Annotated in this window: 27 protein-coding genes; 12 read left to right on the top strand and 15 right to left on the bottom strand. The window is 67.0% G+C overall.

Annotated elements, in window-relative coordinates; translation table 11 throughout:
* Nucleotides 1-4: 4 nt before the first annotated feature.
* The 3 genes from AC5P5X_RS09510 (at nt 5) to AC5P5X_RS09500 (ending at nt 1,921) form a co-directional block, all read left to right on the top strand.
* Nucleotides 5-640, top strand: a complete 636-nt coding sequence (locus AC5P5X_RS09510; protein ID WP_258391087.1) for a Rossmann-fold NAD(P)-binding domain-containing protein — start codon at nt 5-7, stop codon at nt 638-640.
* Nucleotides 640-1,347 carry a helix-turn-helix transcriptional regulator gene (locus AC5P5X_RS09505; protein ID WP_059035658.1) on the top strand — a complete coding sequence of 236 codons (708 nt, stop codon included), beginning with the start codon at nt 640-642 and terminating at the stop codon, nt 1,345-1,347. Before AC5P5X_RS09510 ends, AC5P5X_RS09505 begins: the two co-directional genes overlap by 1 nt.
* A gap of 187 nt (nt 1,348-1,534) precedes the next feature.
* Nucleotides 1,535-1,921 (top strand): VOC family protein, encoded by a 387-nt coding sequence (locus tag AC5P5X_RS09500; RefSeq protein WP_024957667.1) that lies wholly within the window; start codon nt 1,535-1,537, stop codon nt 1,919-1,921.
* Between the two features lie 138 nt (nt 1,922-2,059).
* On the opposite strand, the gene AC5P5X_RS09495 is transcribed toward AC5P5X_RS09500, so the two are convergent.
* From AC5P5X_RS09495 to pdhA, 4 genes are read right to left on the bottom strand one after another with little or no spacing between them, the layout of a single operon-like run.
* A complete protein-coding gene (locus AC5P5X_RS09495) occupies nt 2,060-3,457 on the bottom strand; it encodes a dihydrolipoamide acetyltransferase family protein (protein WP_012481459.1) in 1,398 nt (465 codons plus the stop codon).
* Complete coding sequence (locus AC5P5X_RS09490) at nt 3,454-3,807, bottom strand: SH3 domain-containing protein (protein ID WP_005411349.1); 354 nt, start codon at nt 3,805-3,807, stop codon at nt 3,454-3,456. The genes AC5P5X_RS09495 and AC5P5X_RS09490 overlap by 4 nt, the downstream gene beginning before the upstream one ends.
* Nucleotide 3,808: 1 nt before the next feature.
* Nucleotides 3,809-4,876 (bottom strand): alpha-ketoacid dehydrogenase subunit beta, encoded by a 1,068-nt coding sequence (locus AC5P5X_RS09485; protein WP_005414714.1) that lies wholly within the window; start codon nt 4,874-4,876, stop codon nt 3,809-3,811.
* Complete coding sequence (pdhA, locus tag AC5P5X_RS09480; RefSeq protein WP_495215968.1) at nt 4,869-5,951, bottom strand: pyruvate dehydrogenase (acetyl-transferring) E1 component subunit alpha; 1,083 nt, start codon at nt 5,949-5,951, stop codon at nt 4,869-4,871. The genes AC5P5X_RS09485 and pdhA overlap by 8 nt, the downstream gene beginning before the upstream one ends.
* Nucleotides 5,952-6,286: 335 nt before the next feature.
* On the opposite strand from pdhA, the gene AC5P5X_RS09475 reads away from it, so the two are divergent.
* The 4 genes from AC5P5X_RS09475 (at nt 6,287) to AC5P5X_RS09460 (ending at nt 10,872) form a co-directional block, all read left to right on the top strand.
* The gene (locus AC5P5X_RS09475) at nt 6,287-7,162 is read left to right on the top strand and encodes a tryptophan 2,3-dioxygenase (protein WP_005414712.1); all 876 of its coding nucleotides are present in this window, start codon (nt 6,287-6,289) and stop codon (nt 7,160-7,162) included.
* A gap of 181 nt (nt 7,163-7,343) precedes the next feature.
* Nucleotides 7,344-8,843 carry a peptide MFS transporter gene (locus tag AC5P5X_RS09470; RefSeq protein ID WP_005411345.1) on the top strand — a complete coding sequence of 500 codons (1,500 nt, stop codon included), beginning with the start codon at nt 7,344-7,346 and terminating at the stop codon, nt 8,841-8,843.
* A gap of 19 nt (nt 8,844-8,862) precedes the next feature.
* Nucleotides 8,863-9,468 (top strand): thioredoxin family protein, encoded by a 606-nt coding sequence (locus AC5P5X_RS09465; RefSeq protein ID WP_111188982.1) that lies wholly within the window; start codon nt 8,863-8,865, stop codon nt 9,466-9,468.
* A gap of 264 nt (nt 9,469-9,732) precedes the next feature.
* Nucleotides 9,733-10,872, top strand: coding sequence for a hypothetical protein (locus AC5P5X_RS09460; RefSeq protein WP_099562752.1), 1,140 nt, complete (start codon nt 9,733-9,735; stop codon nt 10,870-10,872).
* A gap of 31 nt (nt 10,873-10,903) precedes the next feature.
* Here the strand turns inward: AC5P5X_RS09460 and AC5P5X_RS09455 are convergent, their stop codons facing one another.
* Both AC5P5X_RS09455 and AC5P5X_RS09450 read right to left on the bottom strand, forming a co-directional pair.
* Entirely contained in the window at nt 10,904-11,959 is a 1,056-nt protein-coding gene (locus AC5P5X_RS09455) for a PDDEXK nuclease domain-containing protein (RefSeq protein WP_111188981.1), read from the bottom strand.
* Between the two features lie 373 nt (nt 11,960-12,332).
* Nucleotides 12,333-12,890: a MarR family winged helix-turn-helix transcriptional regulator gene (locus tag AC5P5X_RS09450; protein ID WP_080047716.1), complete on the bottom strand. Its 558-nt coding sequence runs from the start codon at nt 12,888-12,890 to the stop codon at nt 12,333-12,335.
* Nucleotides 12,891-12,956: 66 nt separating this feature from the next.
* Here AC5P5X_RS09450 and hppD point away from each other — a divergent pair, with 66 nt between their 5' ends.
* Together hppD and hmgA are read left to right on the top strand one after the other, a co-directional pair.
* Nucleotides 12,957-14,069: a 4-hydroxyphenylpyruvate dioxygenase gene (gene hppD / locus AC5P5X_RS09445; RefSeq protein ID WP_005411340.1), complete on the top strand. Its 1,113-nt coding sequence runs from the start codon at nt 12,957-12,959 to the stop codon at nt 14,067-14,069.
* Between the two features lie 85 nt (nt 14,070-14,154).
* The gene (hmgA, locus tag AC5P5X_RS09440) at nt 14,155-15,453 is read left to right on the top strand and encodes a homogentisate 1,2-dioxygenase (RefSeq protein ID WP_005411339.1); all 1,299 of its coding nucleotides are present in this window, start codon (nt 14,155-14,157) and stop codon (nt 15,451-15,453) included.
* Between the two features lie 84 nt (nt 15,454-15,537).
* On the opposite strand, the gene AC5P5X_RS09435 is transcribed toward hmgA, so the two are convergent.
* Nucleotides 15,538-16,074, bottom strand: a complete 537-nt coding sequence (locus tag AC5P5X_RS09435) for a hypothetical protein (protein WP_088429011.1) — start codon at nt 16,072-16,074, stop codon at nt 15,538-15,540.
* Between the two features lie 125 nt (nt 16,075-16,199).
* On the opposite strand from AC5P5X_RS09435, the gene AC5P5X_RS09430 reads away from it, so the two are divergent.
* Together AC5P5X_RS09430 and AC5P5X_RS09425 are read left to right on the top strand one after the other, a co-directional pair.
* Nucleotides 16,200-16,856 (top strand): hypothetical protein, encoded by a 657-nt coding sequence (locus AC5P5X_RS09430; protein WP_043034282.1) that lies wholly within the window; start codon nt 16,200-16,202, stop codon nt 16,854-16,856.
* A gap of 73 nt (nt 16,857-16,929) precedes the next feature.
* On the top strand, nt 16,930-17,889 hold the full coding sequence (locus AC5P5X_RS09425; protein WP_111188980.1) for a sodium:calcium antiporter: 960 nt from the start codon (nt 16,930-16,932) through the stop codon (nt 17,887-17,889).
* A gap of 74 nt (nt 17,890-17,963) precedes the next feature.
* Here the strand turns inward: AC5P5X_RS09425 and AC5P5X_RS09420 are convergent, their stop codons facing one another.
* The 8 genes from AC5P5X_RS09420 to AC5P5X_RS09385 form a co-directional block, all read right to left on the bottom strand.
* On the bottom strand, nt 17,964-18,353 hold the full coding sequence (locus tag AC5P5X_RS09420) for a Na+/H+ antiporter subunit G (RefSeq protein ID WP_012481450.1): 390 nt from the start codon (nt 18,351-18,353) through the stop codon (nt 17,964-17,966).
* Nucleotides 18,350-18,634, bottom strand: coding sequence for a K+/H+ antiporter subunit F (locus tag AC5P5X_RS09415; RefSeq protein WP_005411334.1), 285 nt, complete (start codon nt 18,632-18,634; stop codon nt 18,350-18,352). Before AC5P5X_RS09415 ends, AC5P5X_RS09420 begins: the two co-directional genes overlap by 4 nt.
* Nucleotides 18,631-19,137, bottom strand: a complete 507-nt coding sequence (locus AC5P5X_RS09410; protein WP_005411333.1) for a Na+/H+ antiporter subunit E — start codon at nt 19,135-19,137, stop codon at nt 18,631-18,633. The genes AC5P5X_RS09415 and AC5P5X_RS09410 overlap by 4 nt, the downstream gene beginning before the upstream one ends.
* On the bottom strand, nt 19,134-20,669 hold the full coding sequence (locus tag AC5P5X_RS09405; RefSeq protein WP_111188979.1) for a monovalent cation/H+ antiporter subunit D: 1,536 nt from the start codon (nt 20,667-20,669) through the stop codon (nt 19,134-19,136). Before AC5P5X_RS09405 ends, AC5P5X_RS09410 begins: the two co-directional genes overlap by 4 nt.
* Nucleotides 20,666-21,058, bottom strand: a complete 393-nt coding sequence (locus AC5P5X_RS09400) for a Na+/H+ antiporter subunit C (RefSeq protein WP_012481447.1) — start codon at nt 21,056-21,058, stop codon at nt 20,666-20,668. The genes AC5P5X_RS09405 and AC5P5X_RS09400 overlap by 4 nt, the downstream gene beginning before the upstream one ends.
* Nucleotides 21,058-23,886, bottom strand: coding sequence for a monovalent cation/H+ antiporter subunit A (locus AC5P5X_RS09395; RefSeq protein ID WP_111188978.1), 2,829 nt, complete (start codon nt 23,884-23,886; stop codon nt 21,058-21,060). Before AC5P5X_RS09395 ends, AC5P5X_RS09400 begins: the two co-directional genes overlap by 1 nt.
* Before the next feature lie 333 nt (nt 23,887-24,219).
* The gene (locus AC5P5X_RS09390) at nt 24,220-24,705 is read right to left on the bottom strand and encodes an Mpo1 family 2-hydroxy fatty acid dioxygenase (protein WP_005411329.1); all 486 of its coding nucleotides are present in this window, start codon (nt 24,703-24,705) and stop codon (nt 24,220-24,222) included.
* Between the two features lie 142 nt (nt 24,706-24,847).
* Nucleotides 24,848-25,774: a phosphoribosylaminoimidazolesuccinocarboxamide synthase gene (locus AC5P5X_RS09385; protein ID WP_005414703.1), complete on the bottom strand. Its 927-nt coding sequence runs from the start codon at nt 25,772-25,774 to the stop codon at nt 24,848-24,850.
* Nucleotides 25,775-25,918: 144 nt separating this feature from the next.
* Here AC5P5X_RS09385 and AC5P5X_RS09380 point away from each other — a divergent pair, with 144 nt between their 5' ends.
* Nucleotides 25,919-26,248 (top strand): J domain-containing protein, encoded by a 330-nt coding sequence (locus AC5P5X_RS09380; RefSeq protein WP_008265098.1) that lies wholly within the window; start codon nt 25,919-25,921, stop codon nt 26,246-26,248.
* Nucleotides 26,249-26,262: the final 14 nt, after the last annotated feature.

Raw genomic sequence — 26,262 nt, 5'->3', positions numbered from 1 at the left:
GGTGATGCGCGTGATGTTGCTGGGGGCGACCGGCCTGGTCGGCGGGCTGGCCCTGCCCCGGCTGCTGGACGACCCGCGCTGCAGTGGCGTGGTGGCGCCCACCCGCCGCCCGTTGGGCATGACCCACCGGAAGCTGGAGAACCCGGTACTGGCCTTCGACGCGTTGCCCACTTCGCCAGCATGGGCGCGCGTGGACGCGGTCATCTGCGCGCTGGGCAGCACCATTGCCCAGGCCGGCAGCCGCGAGGCTTTCCACCGCATCGATCATGACTACCCGCTGGCGTTCGCGCGGCTCGCACAGGCACAAGGTGCACAGACTTATGTGCTGAATTCCGCGGCCGGCGCCAATCCACAGTCGTCGATCTTCTACAGCCGGGTGAAGGGTGAATTGGAACGTGACCTTCGTGCGCTGGGCTTCCATTCGTTGACCCTGGTCCGCCCAGGGCTGATCGGGGGCGAGCGCAACGAGGTGCGTCGTGGCGAGCGCCTGGCCCTGACGTTGTTGGGTGCATTGGGGCCGGTGTTGCCACGGGCGTGGCGGATCAACCCGGCCAGCGAAATCGCCAAGGCTCTGGTCGAGGCCGCGCTGGCCCCGCAACCGGGTGAGCACGTGGTGGCATCGCGCGCACTGGTCGGCTGATGTCGCGTGCGCTGCGCCTGACCCAGTTGCTGCAGCTGCTGCGCCGCCATCGGCGGCCGGTGGCCGGGCAGACGCTGGCCGAAGCGCTGGGCATCAGCCTGCGCACGCTGTACCGCGATATCGAGACCCTGCGTGAGCAGGGCGCTGACCTGCGTGGCGAGGCCGGCGTTGGCTACCAGCTGGCGCCGAGCGACACCCTGCCACCGATGACCCTGCCACCGGCCGAGATCGACGCGCTGGTGCTGGGCCTGCGCTGGGTTGCGGCCCGTACCGAACCCGCGTTGGCCGAAGCCGCACGCGATGCCCTGGCGCGTATCGCGCATGTGTTGCCCGCAGCGCGGCGCGAGGCCCTGCGTGACAGTGGCCTGCGGGTGGGCCCTTCGCGTGCGGCGGCCAAGGTTCCCCCAGCTCGTCTGCAGGCCGTGCGAGAGGCTGTCGGTTCACAGCAGCGCCTGAAGTTCGGCTACGAGGACGCGCACGGTCAGCGCAGCGAGCGGATCGTCTGGCCGTTCGCGCTGGGCTACTTCGATGAGGTGCCGATGCTGGCGGCGTGGTGCGAGCGCCGCGAGGATTTCCGCCATTTCCGTCTGGACCGCATCCGCCAGGCGCGTGTGCTGGAGGATCACTACCTCGTGCCACGCGCCACCCTGCTGCGACGCTGGCAGAAGGCGCAGGGCATCGCACCGGACTGGCTGGACCGTTCATAACAGAGCAACAGCCGGGAGCGGGGGGTAGAGTCGACTGTTAGTCGACTATCGCGCGCAGCGCGGGGTTTAGGCAGGTTGAGGGAAGAGCAGTCGACTAACAGTCGACTCTACCAACAGTCGACTCTACTGACAGAATCTGTCAGCAGGCTCGTTCCACCATGATTGCTCCCAACAACGGAGCTTCCCCATGTTCACGCCCAGCACTCTGCTGCAGTACGTGCGCGACGTCGCCACCAGCGCCACCTTCTACAGCGGCATCCTCGGCAAACCGCCGGTCGAGCAGTCGCCCGGCTTTGCCCTGTTCCTGCTCGGCGATGGCGCCGCACTCGGCCTGTGGCAACGCGACGACGTGCAGCCTCCGGTGTCCGCGCAAGCAGGCGCCGCCGAACTGGCAATGGTGGTGGCCAACCCCGACGCCGTGCAGCAGATGCACGATGCGTGGCGCGCTCTTGGTGTGGAGATCCTGCAGGCGCCGGTGACGCTGGAGTTCGGCCATACTTTTGTCGGGGCAGATCCTGATGGCCACCGCCTGCGTGTGTACAGCCGCGCCGAGGGCCTGGTCGCGCGCGATTGATCGCCCGCATTGTGTAGATCCACGCCATGCGTGGATGGAGCGCGACGGAGCAGGCACAAAAAAACGCCGGGCAATGCCCGGCGTTTTCTCCAAGTCATGTGCCAACCAACGGTTGGCACCCACCGATCAGGTGGCCGATCAGCTGGCCAGCGCCAGGTCGTCCATCATTGCGCGCAGGAAGCGCGCCGCTTCGCCGCCGGTGGCCGCGCGGTGGTCGAAGGTGACCGACAGCGGGATCACCTTGTGCGCTTCCACGCCGCCCATCACCGGGGTCATCTGGTGGCGGGCACGGCCGGCACCGACGATGGCCACGCACGGCGGCACCACGACCGGGGTCGCGTAGCGGCCGGCGAACATGCCGAAGTTGGACAGCGAGATGGTGTAGCCACTCAGTTCCGAAGCGGCGATCGAACGCGATTCCACCTGCTCGCGCAGGCGGTTGACGCCTTCGCGGATGCCGCGTGCGTCGAGCATGTCGGCATTGCGCAACGCCGGCACGAACAGGCCGTCGTCGGTGTCCACGGCGATGCCGATGTCCACCTGCGCGTGCAGGGTACGGGTCAGCGCTTCACCGTCGAACCAGGCGTTCATCGCCGGCACCTTCTGTGCAGCGACCACGATCGAACGCACCAGGCGCGCGGTGACGTCGTTGCCCGGCAGCCAGGCATGGATGTCGGCGTCGTCGTTCAGCGTGGTCGGCACCACCTTGCTGTGCGCATCGGCCATCACGCGGGCCATGTTGCGGCGCACGCCCTTCAGCGGTTCCGGCTGGCCCTTGGCGACCACGCCCGGCGGCTGGGTGCGCATCGGCTTGCCGGCGGCGGACAGCGGGGTGCGGGCTTCGCTCTGCACCGGGGCAGACACCTGCGCCGGGGCCGGCGCGGCATAGGCAGCAGCGGCAACCGGTGCCGGAGCAGCGCCGAGCTTGGCGGTGCCGTTGGCGGCAGCCTGCTTGACGTCGGCCATGGTGACCGCGCCATCGGTGCCGGTAGCGGCCACGCGGCTCAGGTCCACGCCCAGCTTGCGCGCCATCGCACGCACGGCCGGCACGGCCTTGACGCCACCGACGGCCAGCGCCTGTTCGGCATGCACGGCATTGGAGCTCTGCATCGCACCGACCACGGTACCGGCGTCATCACGCTCGGCAGCGGCGGGCTTGGCTTCTTCTGCGGCCACCGGTGCGGCAGCAGCGGGAAGCGGCGGCGGGGTCGGTGCGGCAGCCGGCGCGGCCGGTGCGGCATGACCATGGCTGTGGCCGGTGTCCTGGCCATCGGCACGCTGCGGCAGGTTCGGGTCCAGTTCGAAGCTGGCCAGCACCGAACCGGTCGGGATGATGTCGCCGGCACCGCCGGACAGCTTCAGCACCTTGCCGGAGAACGGCGAGGGCACTTCCACCACGGCCTTGGCGGTCTCCATCGACACCAGCGGCTCGTCCAGCTTGATCACATCGCCTTCCTTGACGAACCACTCGACGATGGTCGCGTCCGGCAGGCCTTCGCCCAGGTCGGGCAGGTTGAAGTTCTTGGTCTGGCTCATTTGCAGTTCTCTTCCAGCAGTTCCAGTTCGCGGGCCGGCAGCCAACCCGTCGCGCCATTGGCGCGCTCGGACCACCACCACCCGCCGTGTTCGTGATGAAGCTTCACCATCTCGCCGCTTTCCACATCCAGCTCGCGGGCGTCGTAGTCGCACAGCGCTTCGGCGCGACCCTCGTCCAGCAGCTGCAACCAGGCGATGGGCGCCCATCCAGCGCGCCCATCGTTGGTGCGTACCCAGGCAAACGCCGGCCATTCCTCGTCACGTACACCTACTTCGACGATCTGGCCGGTGTGGAACCGGAGCGGGTTGGGATACTGGCTGCGGTAAGCCCCCAGAAGGCGGGCCCGCATGTCAGCCGGCCGCCACCGCGCGCTTGGCCGCAGCCACGATCCGCTCAACGCTCGGCAGGTACTTCATTTCCAGGCGGAACAGCGGGATGTGGGTGTCGTAGCCAGTGACGCGCTCGACCGGGGCCAGCAGGTCGTAGATCGATTCCTCGGCCAGGCGCGCGGCGATCTCGGCGCCGAAGCCCGCGGTCTTCGGGGCCTCCTGCACGATCACGCAGCGGCCGGTCTTGGCCACCGATTCGGCGATGGTGGCGAAGTCCAGCGGACGCAGCGTGGCCACGTCGATGACTTCGGCACTGATGCCTTCGCCGGCCAGCTTGTCGGCCGCTTCCAGCGCTTCCTTCACCTGCGCGCCCCAGGTCACCAGGGTCACGTCGGTGCCGTCGCGCAGCACGAAGCAGACGTCCAGCGGCAAGGCTTCGCCGTCGTTGACGACCACTTCCTTGTACTGGCGGTAGATGCGCTTGGGCTCCATGTAGATCACCGGATCCGGTTCGCGGATCGCGGCCAGCAGCAGGCCATAGGCACGCTGCGGCGACGACGGCAGCACCACGCGCAGGCCCGGCACGTTGGTGAAGATCGCCTCGTTGGCTTCGCTGTGGTGTTCCGGCGCGCGGATGCCACCGCCCCACGGCACGCGCAGCACCATCGGGCAGTGCAGGCGGCCACGCGTGCGGTAACGCAGGCGGGCGGCGTGGCAGACGATATGATCGACCATCGGGTACATGAAGCCATCGAACTGGGCTTCGGCGACCGGCTTCATGCCCTGCGCGGCAAGACCAATCGTCAGGCCGGCGATGGTGGTTTCATCCAGCGGGGTGTCGAGGATGCGGTCCGAGCCGAAGCGCTGCTGCAGACCGGCAGTGGCGCGGAACACGCCGCCGTTGACGCCCACGTCTTCGCCCAGCACCAGCACCGACGGGTCGTGTTCCAGCTCCCAGGCCAGCGCCTGGGTGATGGCTTCGATGAGGGTGATCGGGGTGGTGGTCATGCTCTCTTCTCCGCGCGCGACCGCAGCGCTGTCGGCGGCGTTGGTGTGCGCGCCGGGCGCGCCGTTCTTGATCTCATCCATGGCGCTTCTCCAGGGCGATCGCCTGGGCGCGCTGGGCCAGCAGGTCCGGCGGCGGATCGGCATACAGGAAGTCGAACATCGCCTCGACCGGCTGCACCGGCGTGTTGAGGTACAGGTTCACTTCCTCGTCCACGCGCGTGCCGCACTCGGCGACCCAGGCGGTCTCTTCGTCTTCGCTCCACACACCGGCGTTGATCAGGTACTTGCGCAGGCGCAGCATCGGCTCGCGCTGCCAGGCATCCTTCACTTCGGCGTCGTCACGGTAGCGGCGCGCGTCATCGGCGGTGGTGTGGTCGGACAGGCGGTAGGTCATCAGTTCCAGCACGGTGCCGCCGTCGCCGGCCAGCGCACGTTCGCGCGCCTGCTCCATTGCCGCCAGCACCGCGATCAGGTCGTTGCCGTCCACCTGCAGGCAGTGCAGGCCACCGGCCAGGCCCTTCTGCGCCAGCGTTTCGGCACCGGTCTGGGCCGAACGCGGAACCGAGATGGCCCAACCGTTGTTGACGATGCACAGGATCAGCGGCAGCTTGTAGGCGCCGGCCGAATTCAGTGCTGCGTAGAAGTCGGTCTTGGAGCTGCCGCCGTCGCCGCACACGGCCACCGCGATCTGCGGTTCCTTGTTGAGCTTGAACTTCAGCGCCGCGCCTGCGGCATGCAGGCACTGGGTGGAGATCGGCACGCAGAACGGGAAGTCCTTGGCCGCGTTGCCGCCGTAATCGTTGCCGCGTTCGTCGCCGCCCCAGTACATCAGCACGTCGTGCGGGCGCATGCCACGCATGAACATCGCGCCATACTCGCGGTACGAAGGCGCGAACACGTCGTCCTTCTGCATCGCCGCGCCGATACCCACGTGTGCGGCTTCGTGGCCCAGGCAGGCGGCATAGGTGCCGAGCTTGCCGGTGCGCTGCAGTGCGATGGATTTGCTGTCGAACGTACGTACGAACAGCATCTGCTTGAACAGCGGTACCAGGACCTTGGGGTCGCGCAGCGACGCGGGCAGGTCATCGCGGACGAGTTTGCCGTCCGTATCCAGGTACTGCAGGTATTCGATCTTGAATTCAGCGGCAACCGTCATTGCGTACTGCACCTTCGACAGAGAAGTTACAAATGATATGAATCGCCATGTTAAGGAACGCGTACGGAATAGCCTTCCTGCGCCGCAACACGGGGATTCCCCGTTTTACCCCTGCCGGCGGGTGGGGGGCCAATAACAACAACGTATTCAGTCGTTGCTGCAAAGCATCAGAATACGCCTCAGGCTGACCGCCAGTACAACGGCCTGGACGGTTCCACGCGCAGGCCTGGGATCGGCCGATGCTCCACGGCCAACCGCACGCCCCGGTATGGACCCGGCGGCTGCCAGCGCGGCGGCAACGCGCTACCCTTGCCGCCCCCGATCTGGTCCCGCCCATGTCCGTCGACAACAACCAACGCGATCTCGAAGCCGGCATCCACACCGACCTGCAGGGACGCCTCACCTACGGCGGCTACCTGCGGCTGGACCAGCTGCTCAGCGCGCAGCAGCCGCTGTCCAGCCCGCCGCACCATGACGAGATGCTCTTCATCATCCAGCACCAGACCTCCGAACTGTGGCTGAAGCTGCTGGGCCATGAGCTGCGTGCCGCAATCGGCTTCCTGCAGCGCGATGAAGTCTGGCAGTGCCGCAAGGTGCTGGCGCGCAGCAAGCAGGTGCTGCGCCAGCTGACCGAGCAGTGGTCGGTGCTGGAAACCCTGACCCCGTCCGAATACATGGGCTTCCGCGACGTGCTGGGCCCGTCGTCGGGCTTCCAGTCGCTGCAGTACCGCTACATCGAGTTCCTGCTGGGCAACAAGAACGCGCAGATGCTGCAGGTGTTCGAGCACGACCCGGCCGGGCAGGCGCAGCTGCGCACCGTGCTGGAGGCGCCCAGCCTGTACGAGGAATTCCTGAAGTACCTGGCCCGCTTCGGCCATGCCGTGCCGGCGGTCTACGAGGCCCACGACTGGACCCAGCCGCACGTGGCCGACGACGCCCTGCAGCCGGTCTTCGAACGCATCTACCAGGACACCGACCGCTACTGGCGCGAGTACGCGCTGTGCGAGGACCTGGTGGACCTGGAGACCGCCTTCCAGCTGTGGCGCTTCCGCCACATGCGCACGGTGATGCGGGTGATCGGCTTCAAGCGCGGCACCGGTGGCTCGTCCGGCGTGGGCTTCCTGGCCAAGGCACTGGAGCTGACCTTCTTCCCCGAGCTGTTCCAGGTGCGCACCAGCCTGCAGGCCGCGCCCCCGGCCGAACAGGCCTGATCCGTATTCAGCTTGGATCGCGGCCGGCGGCTGGATCGTTTCAGATGCAAGTTCAGCGAGCAGGCTGGCACCTGCCTCAAACGGCGTGTATTTGACGTGAACGCCAGAAGTCGGTGATCCTCGCGCGTTGCTCCAACTGCACACCGGACGTGCTCGTCATCCACCGAACCAGGAAATCCGCATGAGCGTAAACGCCACTGCGAACACCCCAGAGCCGGCGCTGCCGGACTTCAAGACCACGCTGGGCCACCCGCGCCCGCTGTGGATGCTGTTCATGACCGAGTTCTGGGAACGCTTTGCGTTCTACGGCATCCGCTGGGCCTTGGTGCTGTACATCGTCGCCCAGTTCTACAACGGCAGCGCTGCCGGTGAAGGCGACGCCAGCCGCATCTACGGCGCCTACCTGGCCCTGGTGTACGCCGCGGCGATCTTCGGTGGCTACGTGGCCGACCGGGTACTGGGCTACCAGCGCTCGATCCTGACCGGCGCGATCATCATGGCCGCCGGCCTGTTCATGATCTCGCTGCCGCAGGAGCACATCTTCAAGCTCGGCCTGGCCACGATCATCGTCGGCAACGGCCTGTTCAAGCCCAACATCTCGACCATGGTCGGCAAGCTGTACGGGCTGAAGGACGAGCGCCGCGATTCGGGCTTCACCATCTTCTACATGGGCATCAACATCGGCGCGATGATCGCCCCGGTGCTGACCGAGTACCTGGCCCGCAAGGTGTTCGGTACCGATGCGATGCCGTCCTACAAGGTCGTGTTCATCGCCTCGGGCGTGGGCATGCTGATCTCGCTGGTGTGGTTCTACATCGGTCGTGCCGGCCTGAAGGGCATCGGTGCACCGCCGGCCGGCGCCGAAGGTTTCGGCCGCATCATCATGGTGCTGGCCGGTGCCGTGGTCGCCATCCCGGTCGCGTACTTCCTGCTGGCCACTGGCGCCACCGCGCTGGCCTGGATCCTGGGTGCGATGTTCACCGCGCTGGCCGTCCTGCTGCTGGTCGAGGGCATCCGCGAAGGCAAGGTGCAGCGCGACCGCGTGATCGCCATGCTGATCATCTTCGCCTTCAACGTGATGTTCTGGATGTTCTTCGAACAGGCCGGCAGCTCGTTCACCTTCCTGGCCGAGAACATCGTCAACCGCCAGTTCGGTGACTGGACCTTCCCGACCGCGTGGTTCCAGTCGGTCAACTCGGTGGCGATCATCACCCTGGCCCCGGTGATCGCCTGGATCTGGGTGGCCATGGGCCGCGCCAATCCGTCCATCCCGCGCAAGTTCGGCCTGGGCCTGCTGTTCAACGGCGCCGCCTTCGCGCTGCTGATGTTCGCCCTGTCGCAGATGGTCGTGGACGGCAAGATCCCGTTCTGGACCCTGTTCATGGTCTACGTCATCCAGTCGGTGGGTGAGCTGTGCCTGTCGCCGATCGGCCTGTCGATGGTGACCAAGCTGGCCCCGGTGCGCCTGGTCGGCTTCGGCATGGGTGGCTGGTTCCTGTCCACCGGCATCGGCAACAACCTGTCGGGCATCTTCGCCGGCGTGGTCAGTGGTGAAGGCGGCATGACGGTCGAGTCGGCCCTGAAGGGGTATACCTTCGGGTTCTGGGCCCTGATCGGCTCCGGCGTGGTGCTGTTCCTGATCGCCCCGCTGATCAACAAGCTGATGCACGGCGTCAAGTAATGATGAGAGGGTAGAAGGCATGCGTAGCAAGCTCGGTACTGCGGTAGTGGTGGTCTGTGCGGCGCTGATCGGCGCCTGTTCCCAACCGCAACCGCCTGCCGCCGCCGAGCCCACGCAGCCCCTGGATACCCGACCCACCGAGCCACCGGTCGCTGACCCCAGCGAACCGGTGGCCTCGGGCAACACCCCGGTGGCGGCAGACATCGCCGCCATCGCCGGGCTCGGTGCGCAGTTCGACCCGGCCCGCAACCCCGCCGATGATCTGGCCACCGCCAAGGTGGAAGCCCAGCGGGGCAAGAAGCGCATCCTGCTGGAGGTCGGCAACGCCGCCTGCGAGCGCTGCCGGGCGCTGGACGACGTCGTGGAAGGCAACGGCGACCTGCGTCGCTTCCGCGATGCCCACTACGTGTGGGTGAAGGTCAACGCCAGCGACGAGCAGCCCAACACCGCCTTCTTCGCCCAGTTCCCGGTGATGGAGCGCGACTACCCATACCTGCTGGTACTCGATGCCGATGGCGGACTGCTGGTGTCGCAGGCCACCGGCGAACTGCGCAGGGGCGAAGCCTTCCAGCCGGCACGGGTGAGCGCGTTCCTGAAACAATGGGCGCCTGACAAACCGGAATAGGGGTAGTGCCGGCCGCTGGCCGGCAGGGGTGGTGGTGGGTGGGTGCCGACCGCTGACCGCCAACCCCGGTGGACGCCGACCGCTGACCGCCATCCCCGGTGGGTGCCGACCGTTGGTCGGCACAGAAGTGCATCCACGCATGGCGTGGATCTACTGTGGTTGCGATCACATTCCCGGAATCGGCATCTCAATATCGCAACGCGCTCGCCGTTACCGGCAAGGACCTCAGTCGACATCCCGTCGATGCAACCTTCCGGAACGCCCATGCACAGCGACCACGCCGAACGACTGCCCGAACCCGCCAGTGAGTTGGCCGAGGGTGGAGCAGGCGAGGGCGTAACCTTGCCGCCGCAGGAGGCGCTGCTGGATGACACCGGAACCGGCGAGGCCACCGTCGACCTGGCGCCGCCGCGTCATCGCCTGCCGCAGATCGCGCTGCCCGACAACGTGGTGCTGAAGGGGGCGGTGCAGAAGCTGGTCGAGCAGAAGTCCCGGCTTGATGCGCTGGCCGCCGATGGCCAGCTGGCCGGGCTGCTGCCACGGGAGTGGCAGGGGCACGGCGTGCGTGCGATCGAGCTGTCCACCTTCATCCAGGGCGTGCTGCCGTTCCTGCAGCCCGGCGAACGTGGCGAAACCGCTCCCGCGCGCCTGCCGGTGCGCCACGTTCTGGGAGACGACAGCCGCTGGGGCCTGGAGGATGTCGCCGAACCGAAGTCGCTGGCCTGGTACCTGGCCAGCGACGAACGCGCCACCGCTTGCAGCAAGGACGTGGCCGAGGCCTATCTGGTGGGTGCGCTGGGACTGGCGTGGATGCAGGAAGGGCGCAGCCGCCCCGGCTTCCTGCGCGCGATGGGGCAGGACAGCCTGGCCGCGCGGGTGACCATGCTCGGCTACCCGCCGGCCAACGAACTGGCGCTGTACAGCGTCACCGCGCATGGGCAGCAACAGATCTGGTGCGTGCATGGCCGCCGTCGCATGCGCCCGCTGGTGGCGCCGTGGCTGAGCGTGCCGGTGCTGACCGCGTATGGCGTGCCGGCGCCGGTCGCGTGGCCGTCCAGTTTCCCGCCGGTGGAGGCCGTGGCCGAGCTGCTGGCGACCGCACGGCAGGGGCGCGCGCTGCCGGAAGTGGACCTGGCCAAGGCGGTGGCGAAGATCGCCGAGGACGCTGCCTCGGAAGCCTGGCAACCGGTCAGCCTGCTGCAGCTCAATACCTGGTCACCGCGTTGGCATTTCTTCCTGGGCACCTTCGTCGGCCTGCCGTCGCTGCTGCTCGTGGCGGCGGCGCTGGCGCTGCCGGGGGCGGTCGAAGCCGCCACGGTTGCGGCTTCCCTCGGCTTCGCCGGTGGTGCCATCGCGGCGCTCGCGGTGCCGTGGATCCATGCACGGCGCAAGCATCTGAGCTGAAGCTTGAACGCCATCCGCGCGTGGCGTAGATCTACGGGAGGCCGGGCGCCGCGGTCTGCAGCTGCTGCCGCGCCCGCTCCATGGCAGTCTGCAATCTTTGCTTGAGGACCTCCCGGGAGGGCAGCGTGGTCAGGTACTCCGCAACATGGATGCCTGAGCGGTCCAGCTCCAGCAATTCAATCTGGCCCGCCTTCTTCCCTGTGCAGAGGATGATGCCCAACGGCGCCTGCTCGCCGTCCTCACGTTCGTACCGGTCCAGCCAGCGCAGATAGAGTTCCATCTGTCCCTTGTAGGCCGGCTTGAACTCGCCGATCTTCAACTCGATGGCAATTAGTCTGCGCAGGCGCCGGTTGTAGAACAGCAGGTCCAGGTGGAAGTCATCGCCGTCGATCTGGATGCGCTTCTGGCGGGCGACGAAACTGAAGCCCGTGCCAAGTTCAAGCAGGAAGCCCTGCATCTCGCGAAGGATCGCGGTTTCAAGGTCCTGCTCGTCCCAGCTGTCCTTGAGGCCAAGAAAGTCCAGTACGTAGGGATCACGCAGTACCAGCCCTGGAGACAGCTGCTGGTTGCCGCGCAGTGCCGCCAACTCTTCGGCGATGGTCTGCTCTGGCTGACTGGAGAGTGCCGTGCGCTCATACAGCATCGAATCGACGCGCTGGCGCAGCGTACGTACACTCCAGCCCTCGGTGGCGGCCATCTGTGCATAGAAGTCGCGCTTGAGTGGGTCCGCCAGTGGGATCAGCGCGATGAAATGGGTCCAGCTCAATTGTCGTATCAGCGATACGACAATCTGCTCGTCTGCAAATGCGATGGAGAACTGCACCATCCGGCGCAGGCTCTTCTCACCGAAGGATGTGCCGAACTCGGCAGAAAACGCCTTGGCGATCCGGGTGAAGAGAACCTCGCCGTAACGCGCACGCTGCCCCGCCATCTGGTCAACATGGATGCGACGACCGATTCGCCAGTACAGCAGCGTCAACTCGGCGTTGATGGACCTGTGCATTTTGCTGCGCGCTGCGCAGATCAGCTCTCTGAGATCGGCCAGCAATTCCTGGCCATGCGGCGACGTTGAACGCGAGTCATCCATGAGGGCGCCCGTTCGATGTGGATGGCCGGGCTGGTACCCGTTGAACGTTTACCGTCCGGCCGCACACGTGAGCAGTCCAATAGGAGAATTCACTGGATCAGCCCGTTCCGATACACCAGCCTGGCGGAAACGGGCCGTATCGGGCCAATGCGGAAATGCCGCTGGGCGAAGGCGACACTTCAGGACGGGATCTGCGGAAGGTGAATGCGTCCGATGGCATCGTTCGCGGTCGGTCCGCAGTCCGCCAAGAAGCGGGTCCCGTCAGATCAAAGGGGGCGGACGACAATCGCCCAGCCACTGTTCCGCTACCGGCCGGGGTCGGCACCCGCGACTTGGGGCCCAAAACGACTTAATCCACTCCGTCCCCTTTCTTTCAGACCCCTTCGCCCATCCGTTCCAGACCTTCGCCGGCCAGGCGCAGGATCAGCTTCTCCAGCACCTGCTCTTCCTCTTCGCTCAGCACCGACATCAGCTTGCGGGTGATTTCGATCACCATCGGCGCGATGGTCTCGTACACCTCGAAGCCGGCTGCCGACAGCGCCAGCACCGAGCGGCGGCGGTCGTCGCCGTGGGTTTCGCGCTTGATGAAGCCGCGCTCCAGCAGGCGGGCCACGGCACGGCTGACCGCCACCTTGTCCATCGCCGTGCGGTCGGAGACCTCGCTGGCCGAGGAGCCCGGGTACAGCGCCAGGATGGTGATCACCCGCCATTCGGGAATCGCCAGACCGTAACGATCGCCGTATAGCTTGGCGATGTTGCCGCTGACCCGGTTGGACAGCACGCTCAGCCGGTACGGCAGGAACTGTTCCAGGTCGAGCAGGACGTGCGAGGAACGCAGGCGGGTCGAAACGGGATCGGCGGGGCTCATGTTGCGGTGCACCTTGCTGGTGGTTTCAAGTGTAACTATAAGGGGTGGGTCCAGACCCTGCATTCTCGCCGGGTCCCTACCTGCCCGCACCTGGTTTGTACCGATGCGGTACCGATTCGGAGCCACGCCATGAATACCGCAGTCCCGACCGCCTCGCATCCCAACCCCGGCATGCAGGTCACCACCTTCGAGAACCCGATGGGCATCGACGGCTTCGAGTTCGTCGAATTCGCCGCCCCGGCCGGCCGTGGCCAGGAGCTGCACGAGTACTTCCGGAAGATGGGCTTCAGCGCCGTGCTCAAGCACAAGCAGCGTCCGATTACCGTCTATCGCCAGGGCGACGTCAACTTCCTGGTCAATGAGGACCCCGATTCGTTCGCCGCCGACTTCGCCGAGAAGCACGGTCCGTGCGCCTGCGGCTTCGCCATCCGCTTCAAGAAGCCGGGCCAGGAGGTCTACCAGACCGCGCTGGGCAACGGCGCCGAAGCCATCGCCTTCAAGCCGGACAGCAAGGCGGTCAGCGCGCCGGTCATCAAGGGCATCGGCGACTGCATGCTGTACCTGGTCGATCGCTACGGCAGCGCCGGCAGCATCTATGACGGCGACTACGAGCCGATCGCCGGTGCCGACCTGCACCCGGTGGGCTTCGGCCTGACCTTCATCGACCACCTGACCCACAACCTGTATTTCGGCAACATGCAGCAGTGGTCGGACTACTACGAGCGCCTGTTCAACTTCCGCGAGATCCGCTACTTCGACATCAAGGGCCTGAAGACCGGCCTGGTGTCCAAGGCGATGACCGCGCCGGATGGCATCGTGCGCATCCCGCTGAACGAATCGTCCGACCCGAAGAGCCAGATCAACGAGTACCTGGACGCGTACAAGGGCGAGGGCATCCAGCACATCGCCTGCTTCACCGAGAACATCTACGAGACCGTCGAAGCGATGCGCGCGCAGGGCGTGGACTTCCTCGATACGCCGGAGACCTACTTCGACGTGATCGACCAGCGCGTGCCGAACCACGGTGAAGACGTGCCGCGCCTGGCGAAGAACAAGATCCTGATCGATGCGGATCCGGAAACCCACCAGCGCAAGCTGCTGCAGATCTTCACCCAAAACTGCATCGGCCCGATCTTCTTCGAGATCATCCAGCGCAAGGGCAACGAAGGCTTCGGCGAAGGCAACTTCACCGCACTGTTCGAGAGCATCGAGCGCGACCAGATCCGCCGCGGCGTGCTGTAAGGTCTGCAGGCAATGCCGGCGTCCCGCCGGCATTGCCTGTCCGAATGGTCGTGCCGGCCGCTGGCCGGCAATCTCTGGAGTTCCCATGTCCCCCGCCATCACCGCCCGTGGCTACCAGTCCGGCTTCGGCAACGAATTCGCCACCGAGGCCGTTGCCGGCGCGCTGCCGGTCGGGCAGAACTCACCGCAGAAGGTCGCCCACGGTCTGTACGCCGAACAGTTGACCGGCACCGCCTTCACCGCGCCGCGTGGCAGCAACCGCCGCAGCTGGCTGTACCGGATCCGCCCGGCGGTGACCCATGGCGAGTTCACCCCGTTCGCGCAGTCGCAGCTGCAGTGTGATTTCGGCGCACAGCCGGCTTCACCGAACCAGCTGCGCTGGAGCCCGCTGCCGCTGCCGGAGCTGCCGACCGATTTTGTCGAAGGCCTGTACACGATGGGTGGCAACGGCTCGCCCGATGCGCATGCCGGCGTGGGCATCCACCTATACGCTGCCAACCGCGACATGGTCGGCCGCTACTTCTACGACGCCGACGGCGAGCTGCTGATCGTGCCGCAGCTGGGCGCGCTGCGCCTGCTGACCGAGCTGGGCGTGATCGAGATCGAGCCGCAGCAGATCGCGGTGATCCCGCGCGGCGTGCGCTTCCGCGTTGAACTGCCCGATGGCCCGAGCCGTGGCTACATCTGCGAGAACTACGGTGCGCTGCTGAAGCTGCCCGACCTCGGCCCGATCGGTTCCAACGGCCTGGCCAATCCGCGCGACTTCGAGACCCCGCATGCGGCGTTCGAGGATGTGGATGGCGATTTCGAACTGATCGCCAAGTTCGAGGGCCGCCTGTGGCGTGCGCCGATCGACCATTCGCCGCTGGACGTGGTGGCCTGGCACGGCAACTACGCGCCGTACCGTTACGACCTGCGTCGCTTCAACACCATCGGTTCGATCAGCTACGACCACCCGGATCCGTCGATCTTCCTGGTGCTGCATTCGCCCAGCGACACCCCGGGCACCAGCAACATGGACTTTGCGATCTTCCCGCCGCGCTGGCTGGTGGCGCAGAACACGTTCCGTCCGCCGTGGTTCCACCGCAACATCGCCAGCGAGTTCATGGGCCTGGTGCATGGCGCCTACGATGCCAAGGCCGAAGGCTTCGTCCCGGGTGGCGCCTCGCTGCACAACTGCATGAGTGGTCACGGCCCGGACGCGCCGACCTTCGACAAGGCGTCCAATGCCGATCTGTCCAAGGCCGATGTGATCAAGGACACGATGGCCTTCATGTTCGAGACCCGCGCAGTGATCCGCCCGACCGCACAGGCGCTGGCCGCCGGCCACCGCCAGGGCGATTACCAGCAGTGCTGGAACGGCCTGCGCAATAACTTCCGCTGACCCTAAAAAGGGGACGGAGGGGATTAAGCCGCAATCAGCACACGTGTGCCTGAAACGACTTAATCCCCTCCGTCCCCTTTTTCTTCAGGCGATCTCGGCGAACGCGTCGCAATGCTCCAATGGCAACGCCTCCAGCAGGCGCTGCCGTACGCGCTGGCAATAGCCATCCGAAGTGAGCGTGGGCAGCAGCTGCATTGCCGACTGCAGTCGCTGCAGCACCTCGTCCTCCGCACGCGCTTGCTGCAGGTCGCGGAACAGCACCGCCGCCTGTGGATGCCGCTGCATTTCCAGGATGCCCAGCACGTAGATGCGCGCTGCCACCAGTGAGCGCCGGCGTTCGACCGCGGGTGCAGCAGGTGTGGCTGCCGGCGGCGTGGGCACCGGCGCTACCGCGGCTGCGGTCGACGGTGCTGGGGTCGTGGCGCCTGTGCCGGTGCTCAGGTACCCCGCCTGTACCAGCTGGATGACCATCGCCGGTGCTTCCTGGCCGAGCAGACCGGTCAGGTCGGCGACGGTACGCTGGCCGTCGCACAGGATCAGCAGCCGGCGCTGGCGCATGTCCAGCGGCGCGCGGTGGGCCTGCAGCGCGGTTCGGGCGAGATCGGTCTTGCGCGGTTGCATGGAAGGGACGGCCAGGTCGGTGCTCGCCGAGCCTGAACGAAGGCGATGAAACCGCGATGACAATGCAGCGCCTGCACACCGGATGGGCTAGCGTGCAGCCATCCTTGTGCCAGGGAACCGCACCGATGAAGCACCTTCCGCTTGCTGGTCTGTTGCTCCTTTCGCTCACAGCCTGCAGTGCTGGCCCCGACAAGCAGGGGGCGGCCGGCAGCGGCAGCGACACCCCGGCGGAAACCGCCTCGGCGACCGGACCCGCGCAGTCGACGGATCCCGACCTGGCCGCCCGTCCAGCCAATGACCGTCGCGAGGACAGTCCCGCGCGCCTGGATGGCTTCGCTGGGGCGAAGCTGGGTGCCGGCATCGCCGAGGTCCGTACCGGCTTCGGCACGCCGCTGCAGGGTCTGGGCACCGATGCGGCCGGCAAGCCGCTGCCGGCTGACGACAGCAACGACGGCTGCTACTTCCTGCGCCCGCAGGATGCCGAAGATCCGCGCCTGATGATCGAGGGCCGCAAGCTGGTGCGCTACGACGTGCGCAGCGCCGCCATCACCGCACCGGGCGGTGGAAAGGTCGGCATGACCCTGGGTGAGCTGCAGGTGCTGTATCCCGAGCGCGCGGACGTCGGCCCCGACAAGTATGACGAGAAGGCCCAGCACCTGCGCGTGCGCCCGGCGCAGGAGGGCGGGGCGGTGATCGACTTCGCACTCGGTGCTGATGGCCGGGTGGGTGCCTGGCGCGTCGGACAGACCCCGCAGATCGATTATGCGGAAGGCTGTGGCTGATCCTTGATCCACGGCCCAGCCGCGCGTACGGGCCAAGCGTAGAATCGCGCCACGACCGCTGGGGGAGTGCTCGATGATCGCCATTGCCATTGCCTGGTTCCTGCTCGGCCTGCTGCTGCTGGCGTTGGGCGGGGACTCCATCGTCAAGGCCGTGTCCGGCCTGGCCCAGCGTTTCGGCGCCAGCCCATTCACTGCCGGGCTGTTGCTGCTCGGAGTGACCACCTCGTTGCCGGAACTGGCAGTCAACGCGCGCGCCCTGGCGGTGGGCCAACCGGAGCTGGCACTGGGCAACGCGGTGGGCAGCAGCATCGTCAACCTGGGCTTGACCCTGGCCGTGGCGGCCATGGCTGCGCCCCTGCTGCTGCGCGCGCGCCTGCAGACGGTGCTGTGGTGGTCGCTGCTGGCGGCGGGTGTGCTGCTGATCCTGTTCGGGCTTGATGGCGGCCTGGCACGCTGGGAGGGCGGCATACTGCTGGCCGGCTTCATCGTGGTGCAGGTGCTGCTGCTGCGCCGTGGTCGTAGCGAGAGCGCCGAGGTGCAGGTGGCCATCGCCGAGTCCGCACTGAGCCGCACCAGCCTGCCGTTGAACGTGCTGCGCGTGCTGATTGCCGCGTTGGCGCTGTACTGGGGCGCGCGCCTGGTGGTGGGCGCCGCCGCCGACTTTGGCGTCGCCCTGGGTTGGACGCCGCTGCTGGTCGGCCTGCTGCCGGTGGCGATCGGTACCGCACTGCCGGAGGTGGCCACCGCCATCGCCGCCGCGCGTCGCGGGCATGGCGACATGGTGCTGGGCCACGTGCTGGGTTCCAGCGTGGTCAACCTGCTGCTGGTGATCGGTGCGATGGCCGTGCTGCAGCCGCTGGCGCTGCCGGCCTCGTTCGTGCGCCTGGAACTGCCGGCGCTGCTGGCGTTCGCGCTGGTGCTGTACCCGATGCTGCGTGGCGACCTGAAGATCAGCCGCAGCGAAGGTGTGATCCTGCTGGTCGCGTTTGTCGGCTGGTTCGTGCTGGAACTGCTGCTGGTCGGCGCGGCATGAGGTAGTGCCGGCCGCTGGCCGGCAACCTCACTGCCTCTGACGGAACCCTTGCCACTGCCGGCCAGCGGCCGGCACTACCGGTTCTGAGTGGTTTCTTCTTCCCGCACCGGCTCCGGCGGCGGCAGCTGCTCCTCGGCGGCACGTTCGTTGCCCGGCAGGGTGGGGCGGGTCTCCATCAGCAGCGACAGCGCGGCCTTGGCCATCATGTGCGCGCTGATCGGTGCGGTGATGAACAGGAACACGGTGATCAGCAGCTCGCGCGGCTGCGGGTCCTGGCCGAGGAAGATGTGGTAGCAGACCGAGCACACCAGCACGCAGCCCACGCCCAGCGTGCTGGCCTTGGTCGGCGCGTGCAGGCGCTTGAAGAAGGTCGACAGCTTCACCAGGCCCAGTGCGCCGACCAGGATGAAGAAGCAGCCGAACAGCAGCAGGATCGACAGGCCGATCTGGATCGCGGTGATCATTCGACGATGTCCCGGCGCAGCACGAACTTGCTCAGCACCACGGTGCTGCCGAAGCCGAGCATGGCGATGATCAGCGCCGCCTCGAAGTAGATCGGCGAATTGAGGTACATGCCGAACAGCATCAGCTCGGCGATCGCGGTCACCGACAGGGTGTCCAGCGCAAGGATGCGGTCGGGCACGGTCGGCCCGCGCAGCAGGCGCCAGGTGGCCAGCAGCATGGCCAGGCCGACCACGTGCATGCACACCACCAGGGTGGTCTGGATGACTTCAAAACCGGTCATGGGAAGATCTCCATCAACGGCGCCTCGTAACGGCGCTTGATCGTATCGATCAGGTCCTGCGGGTCCTCCAGGTGCAGCACATGCACCAGCAGGAACTTGCGGTCGTCGCTGAGCGCGGCCGAGACCGTGCCCGGGGTCAGGGTGATCATGCTGGTCAGCGCGGCGATGCCGTGGATGTTGGCGATGTCCAGCGGCAGCCAGATGAAACCCGGGTGGATGTTCTTTTCCGGGCCCAGCACCTGCAGGGCGACGCGGATGTTGGACATCAGGATGTCCCACAGGGTCACGCACACCAGCCTGGGCAGTGGCCGCAGGGTGCCGATACGGGCGAACTCGCGGTCCAGGCGCGCGGCGAACAGCGGCACCACCACGCCCAGCAGCAGCCCCAGCACGATCTGGCCGAGGGTGAAGCTGTCGGACATCAGCAGCCAGAACGCCACCACCATGATGCTGAGCATCGGCGAGGGAATCAGGCGACGGAACAGGGAGCGCTGGGCGGTCATGGCTGGCGGATCTCCGGCGTGGTCGCACGCAGTTGCTGCACGTACTCGCTGGGTTGCAGCAGCTGTGCGGCGGTGGCGTCGGTGTAGCGCATCAACGGTGCCGCGGCCACGGTCATGCCGATGCCGTAGGCCAGCAGCAGGCAGGCGGCGTAGAGTTCTACCCGGCGCAGGGGAGCCTTGCGCGGCTTCGGTGCATCGGGATCGACCGGCGGCACGCGCCAGAACAGGCGGATGCCGCCGCGGGTCAGGCCCATGATCACCAGCAGGCTGCTGACCAGCACGGCGGTCCAGACCGGGCCGGTGTACTGCGCCGGCATGCCGGCCAGCAGCGCGGCCTTGGCCAGGAAGCCGGACAGCGGCGGCAGGCCGGCCACCGACACTGCCCCGATCAAGAACAGCACCGCCGGCGTTTCCTTGCCCGGCATCGGCGCCACCACCTCCTTGCGGTCGCTGGCGCCACCACGGCGGCGGCGGATCAGGTCGGCAACCAGGAACAGCGCAGCGGCCACGAAGCTGCTGTGCGGCAGGTAGTACAGGCCGGCCGAGAGCACCTGCGGCGTGCCCACCGAGAAGGCGATGAACAGCGTGGCTGCCGACACGATGACCAGGTAGGAAATCAGTACGCGCAGGCGGGTCGCGGCCAGGGCGCCGAGCCCGCCCAGCACCAGCGTCGCCACGCCGGCCCACAGCAGCCAGTCGCGGCCATAGCCGGCCATCGCGCCGGCATCGTCGCCGAACCACAGCATCTGGATGCGCAGCACCGAATACAGGCCGACCTTGGTCATGATCGCGAACAGCGCCGCCACTGCGGCCGGCGCGCGCGAATAGGCTTCCGGCAGCCACAGGTACAGCGGCATCAGCGCGGCCTTGGCGCAGAACACCAGCAGCAACAGGCCCATCGTGGCCTTCACCAGGGTCAGCTGCGTCGGCGGCACCGCGGCGATGCGCTGCGACAGCTCGGCCATGTTCAGCGAACCCAGCGTGGCGTACAGCAGGCCCAGCGCGATCAGGAACAGGGTCGAGGCGGTGACGTTGAACACCACGTAGTGCAGGCCGATGCGCATGCGCAGGCCGCGGCCACCGCTGAGCAGCAGGCCGTAGGAGGCGATCAGCATCACCTCGAAGAACACGAACAGGTTGAAGATGTCGCCGGTCAGGAACGCACCGTTGAGGCCGACCAGCTGGAACTGGAACAGTGCATGGAAGTGCGGTGCGCGGCGGTCCCAACCCGAGCAGGCGTGCAGCAGGCAGGGAATGGCCAGCAGCAGGGTGGTCAGCAGCATCCATGCCGACAGCCGGTCGGCCACCAGCGCGATGCCCAGCCGCGACGGCCAGTCGCCCAGCAGGTAGACGTTGATGTCACCGCCCGCGGTCGACGCGAACAGCAGGCCCACCGCCAGCGCCAGCGCCGACAGTGCGGTCCAGGCCACCGCGCGCTGCACCCTGGGGCCGTAGCGGCGATGTTCGACGAACAGCGACAGCGCGGCGCCGAGCAGCGGAATCAGGATCGGCAGGATCACCACATGGTTCATGCGCGATCCTCGCCCTGGCGCGCCGATGCGCTCTCATCCTGCAGGTCGTCGTCGGGCTCGTGGGCGTCCACATGGTCGCTGTGGTTGTCGCTGCGGCTGCGCATGGCCAGCACGATGCTCACTGCGGTCATCGCGAAGGCGATCACGATCGCGGTCAGCACCAGTGCCTGCGGCAGCGGGTCGGTGTAGTTGCCCAGGTGGCTGTCCACGCCCTCCTGCAGCACCGGCGCCTTGCCCAGCACCACGCGGCCACCGGCGAAGATGAGCAGGTTGGTGGCGTAGGACAGGAAGGTCATGCCGAGGATCACGTCGAAGCTGCGCGCACGCAGCAGCAGGTAGATGCCGATGGCGGTCAGCACGCCGATCGCGGTAGCCAGGGCCAGTTCCATCAGTGCATCTCCCCGGTGCGGGCCGAACGGCGTTGCAGGTCGATCTCACCCTTGCGGGCAGCGCGGGTACGCGACGGCTTGATCGTGCCCATCATCGACAGCATCAGCATGGCGCCGCCGAACACCACCAGATACACGCCGATGTCAAAACCGATCGCGCTGGCCAGCGGCACGTCGCCGATCAATGGCAGGTGCAGGTCGAGGTGGCCACTGGTCAGGAACGGCACGCCGAACAGCATCGAGGCGCTGCCGCTGAGCAGGGCGATCAGCAGGCCCATGCCGATGCAGCGGATGTAGTCGAAGCCGAAGCGCGATTCCACCGACGCGGTGCCCTGGATCACGTACTGGATCAGCAGCGGCACCGCCAGCACCAGGCCGGCGATGAAGCCACCACCGGGCGCGTTGTGGCCGCGCAGGAACAGGAAGATCGACACGGTCAGCGTCAGCGGGAACATGATCTGCGCCAGGTCGGCCGGTACCGGCAGCTTGATCGGCGGGCCGGGCATGATCTGTTCCGGTGCCATCCGCGTGCGCCGCAGCAGTGCGTGCACCACCAGCGCGGCGATGCCGAACACGGTGATCTCGCCGAAGGTATCGAAGCCGCGGAAGTCGACCAGGATCACGTTGACCACGTTCTGGCCGTAGGCCTCGGGCAACGCACGGGCGAGCAGTTCGCCGGCCATGGTGTTCGGCGGCAGGGTCATCGCCGAATAGGCCAGCGCACCCAGCCCGGCGCCGGTGATGATCGCGATCACCGCATCGCGGCGCTTGCGCCAGCGCGGACGTTCCGGCCCGGACTGCGCGGGCAGGTAGTTCATGCCCAGCAGCATCAGCACCAGGGTCACCATCTCCACGAGCAGCTGGGTCAGGGCCAGGTCGGGTGCGGACAGGAACACGAAGGTCAGCGCCACCATCAGGCCGACGCCGCCGACCAGCAGCACCGCCAGCAGGCGCTGCTTGTAGATGCGCAGGGTGGCCACCGCGCAGGCCATCATCACCAGCCACAGCGCCCAGCCCAGCAGCGGCATCGGCTGTGGCGCGGTCCAGTTTGGCGACGCCGGATCTGCCACGAATGGCGCGGCGGCAACTGCGATCGCCACCAGCACCAGGCCCAGCAGCATGCGCTGCAGGCTGCCGTTGGCGATGCCGTTGGTCAGGCGCATGGCCAGTGCGGACACGGCATCCAGCTGTGCATGGAACACATTGCGGCCAGTGCTGACGTTGGTCACGGCATGCAGGTTGATCAGCTTGCGCAGGCCGAAGTACAGCGCCACGCCGCCGATCACGCCGATCGCGCTCATCGCCAGCGGCAGGTTGAAGCCGTGCCATACCGCCAGGCTGTACTCGGGCATGGCGCTGCCGAGGATCGACGCTGCAGCGGCATGCAGCACCGGCGCCACGGTCAGTGCCGGGGCGATGCCTACTGCCACGCAGATCACCACCAGCAGTTCCACCGGTACCTTCATCCAGCGCGGCGGCTCATGCGGCACGCGATCCAGGTCGTGCGGGCCGGCGCCAAAGAAGGTGTCGTGCACGAAGCGCAGGCTGTAGGCCACCCCGAACACGCCAGCCAGCAATGCGGCGATCGACACCGCCGCGCGCATGATTCCCGGGCCTCCGGCCGTGATCGCCTCGGCAAACAGCATTTCCTTGGACAGGAAGCCGTTGAGCAGCGGGATGCCGGCCATCGCCAGCGAGGCAATGATCGCCAGCGCGCTGGTGAACGGCATCAGCCTGCGCAGGCCGCCCAGCTTGCGCATGTCGCGGGTGCCGGTCTCATGGTCGATGATGCCGGCGGCCATGAACAGCGAGGCCTTGAAGGTGGCGTGGTTGAGGATGTGGAACACACCGGCCACCACCGCCATCGGCGTGGACAGGCCGAACAGCAGGGTGATCAGGCCCAGATGGGAAATGGTCGAATAAGCCAGCAGGCCTTTCAGATCGTGCTGGAAGATCGCGTTCCAGGCGCCGATCAACAGGGTGATCGCACCGATGCCGCTGACCGTGTAGAAGAACAGGTCGCTGCCGGCCAGCGCTGGATGCAGGCGCGCCAGCAGGAACACACCGGCCTTCACCATGGTGGCCGAGTGCAGGTAGGCAGAGACCGGAGTGGGCGCGGCCATCGCGTGCGGCAGCCAGAAATGGAACGGGAACTGCGCGCTCTTGGTGAAGATGCCCGCCAGCACCAGGAACAGCGCGTACGGGTACAGCGCGCTGGCGCGGATCTGCTCGCCGGCGGCCAGCACCACGTCCAGGTCGAAGCTGCCGACGATGCGCCCGATCAGCAGTACGCCACCGAGCAGCGCAAGGCCGCCGCCGCCGGTGATCACCAGCGCCATCCGCGCGCCCTCGCGCGCGTCCTGGCGATGTGACCAGAAACCGATCAGCAGGAACGAGCTGATGCTGGTCATTTCCCAGAAGATCATCAGCAACAGCAGGTTGCCCGACAGCACCATGCCCAGCATGGCGCCCATGAACAGCAGCAGGTAGCAGTAGAAGCGGTGCGCGTTGTCCTGCTGGCTCAGGTAGTAGCGCGCGTACAGCACCACCAGCGCGCCGATGCCCAGCACCAGCCCGGCGAACATCCACGCCAGCCCGTCCAGGCGCAGGGTGAAGTCCAGGCCGATCTGCGGCAGCCAAGGGACCATCGTCCGCACCACCTGGCCGTCGAGTACGGACGGGGTCAGCCAGCCGAGGATGGCCAGTCCGCCCAACGGCGCCAGCGCCGCCAGCCAGGCAGCAGTCGAGCGCGAACTACGGGGGAAGGCCGCAACAGCCGCTGCCATCAGGAACGGCAGGGCCAGCAGCAGGGGCAGGCTGGGGAGCATGCAGGGAATCCATGATTCACGAGCAGGTCAGGGAGGATAACAGGCTGCGAAATGTCGCTGAAACCCATCGAACAGCGATCAATTGCATGTAACGTCCGCTGATTCATATTTTCTGCGACGCAACATCGCGTTCCTGCAGTCCCTCCCCGGTTGCCCTCGGGGGACGCCCTACGCCCACGCAGGGAGACCGCAGGCCCTGTCGCACAGGGGCTGCCGTCGACGGGCGGGAAGTGGGGAGCGGATCACCGGCGCAGGCTGGCAGGGCCGTCGTGGAGTGCGGGTGATGGAATCTGCCCGTTCAGGAAACGAGGGGCGCCGTCGACCCTGGGCAGGTCAGTAGCGCCAGTCGAGCTTGCGGTAGAACTTGGCCATCACCCAGGCCGGGCCGATCAGCAGGTAGGTCAGGTCGGTCAGGAAGCTGGGCTTGCGGCCCTCGAACTTGTGGCCGATGAACTGCGCGATCCAGGCCACCACGAACACGCCCACCGCCAGCCAGAACAGGTTGTGCAGGCCGATTTCGGCCTCCAGCAGGCGGCACAGGCAGCCGAACACGAAGAACTGGATGAGCATGCCGATGCCCAGCGGGCGCGACAGTTTGTTGTAGAAGCACCAGGCGCTGAACATCGCGAACGCCGACCAGATGCCGTACTGGAACCAGGTGATCAGCGGCGGCAGGCACCAGAGCAGGGCCACCACCGACCACAGGATCGCCGGGACCGCCACCACGTGGATGCGCTGGTTGATCACATTGCGGTGGTCGTCGGAGTAGCTGGCGAAATAGCGGTCGATCGGCCGCGCAAGCTCGGTGGATGTCTGCATGCTGCGTTGCTTCCTCGGACAACGGTAGTGCCGGCCGCTGGCCGGCACTCCAGAGCATAGCCGAGTTCATGAGGTTGCCGGCCAGCGGCCGGCACTACCCTTCAGAGCGCCCCCCGCCTTTCCGGCCGGGGGCGCAGGCGCATCAGTCGACGCTGATCCCGGCCAGGCGCTGCAGTGCCTCGGCATACTTGGCGCGGGTGCGCTCGATGATCTCGGCCGGGATGGTCGGGCCCGGGGCGGTCTTGCCCCAGTCCAGCGTCTCCAGGTAATCACGCACGAACTGCTTGTCGTAGCTCGGCGGGCTGGTGCCCACTTCGTACTCGTCGGCCGGCCAGTAGCGCGAGGAATCCGGCGTCAGCATCTCGTCCATGATGTACAGGCGGCCATCGGCGTCGGTACCGAACTCGAACTTGGTATCGGCCAGGATGATGCCGCGCTCGCGGGCGTAATCGGCCGCGAACTTGTAGATGCGCAGGGTGGCGTCGCGCACGCGCTCGGCCAGTTCCGCACCGACCTGCTTCACCATTGCATCGAAATCGATGTTCTCGTCATGGTCGCCGACAGCGGCCTTGGTCGAGGGGGTGAAGATCGGCTCGGGCAGCTGCTCGGCCTGGCGCAGGCCGTCGGGCAGGTCGATGCCGCTGACCTTGCCGGTGCGCTGGTAATCCTTCCAGCCGCTGCCGATCAGGTAGCCGCGGGCGATTGCTTCCACCGGCACCGGCTTCAGCTTGCGGGTGACCACCGCGCGCTTGGCATACAGGGCCGGGTCCACCCCTTCGGGCAGCACGCTGGCCACGTCGATGCCGGTCAGGTGGTTGGGCATCAGGTGCGCGGTCTTGGCGAACCAGAAGTTGGAGACCTGGCAGAGCATCTCACCCTTGCCCGGGATCGGGTCGGGCAGGACCACGTCGAACGCCGACAGGCGATCGGTGGCCACCATCAGCAGGTACTCGCCCGGCGGGGTTCCGGCTGGCAGCCGCTCGCGCGGGATATCGAACACATCACGCACCTTGCCGCGATGGCGCAAGGGCAGGCCGGGGAGATCGGATTGCAACAGCGTGGTTGGCACGGGCACTCCTGGGGCGTTGTCGATACGGCTGCTGCCCAACGGACCCGGCGGGCCCGCTGACCAGCGGGCGGCCTAGTGTAAAGCCGTCCGGGCCCGCTGTGACGTAAAATGAGCGTCCATTTCGTCGGTCGACCCCGGAGCGCCATGCGCTGGTACGGAAAACTGCTCGGATTCATCGCCGGCGCCCTGCTGTTCCGGCCCAATCCGCTGTTCGGGGCGGTGGTCGGCCTGCTGATCGGCCATGCCTTTGATTCGGACTGGTTCCGCCTGAACAAGGAGAACCCGTACCGGGAGCTGGGGCTGACCTCCGAGGCCACCGATGCCGAGATCGAGCGCGCCTACCGCAAGCTGATCTCGCAGTACCACCCCGACAAGCTTGGCGGCGCCGCCCCCGAGCTGCAGCAGCAGGCCGAGCAGAAGTCGCGGCGCATCAACGCCGCCTACGACCGCATCAAGACCCTGCGCAAGCGCTGACCCCTTTCCCCTCG

The organism is Stenotrophomonas sp. YJH_SMC_91 (genome assembly GCF_059368495.1).
The sequence above is the reverse complement of the archived record's forward strand: the minus strand, read 5'-3'. Positions and strand labels throughout refer to the sequence as shown.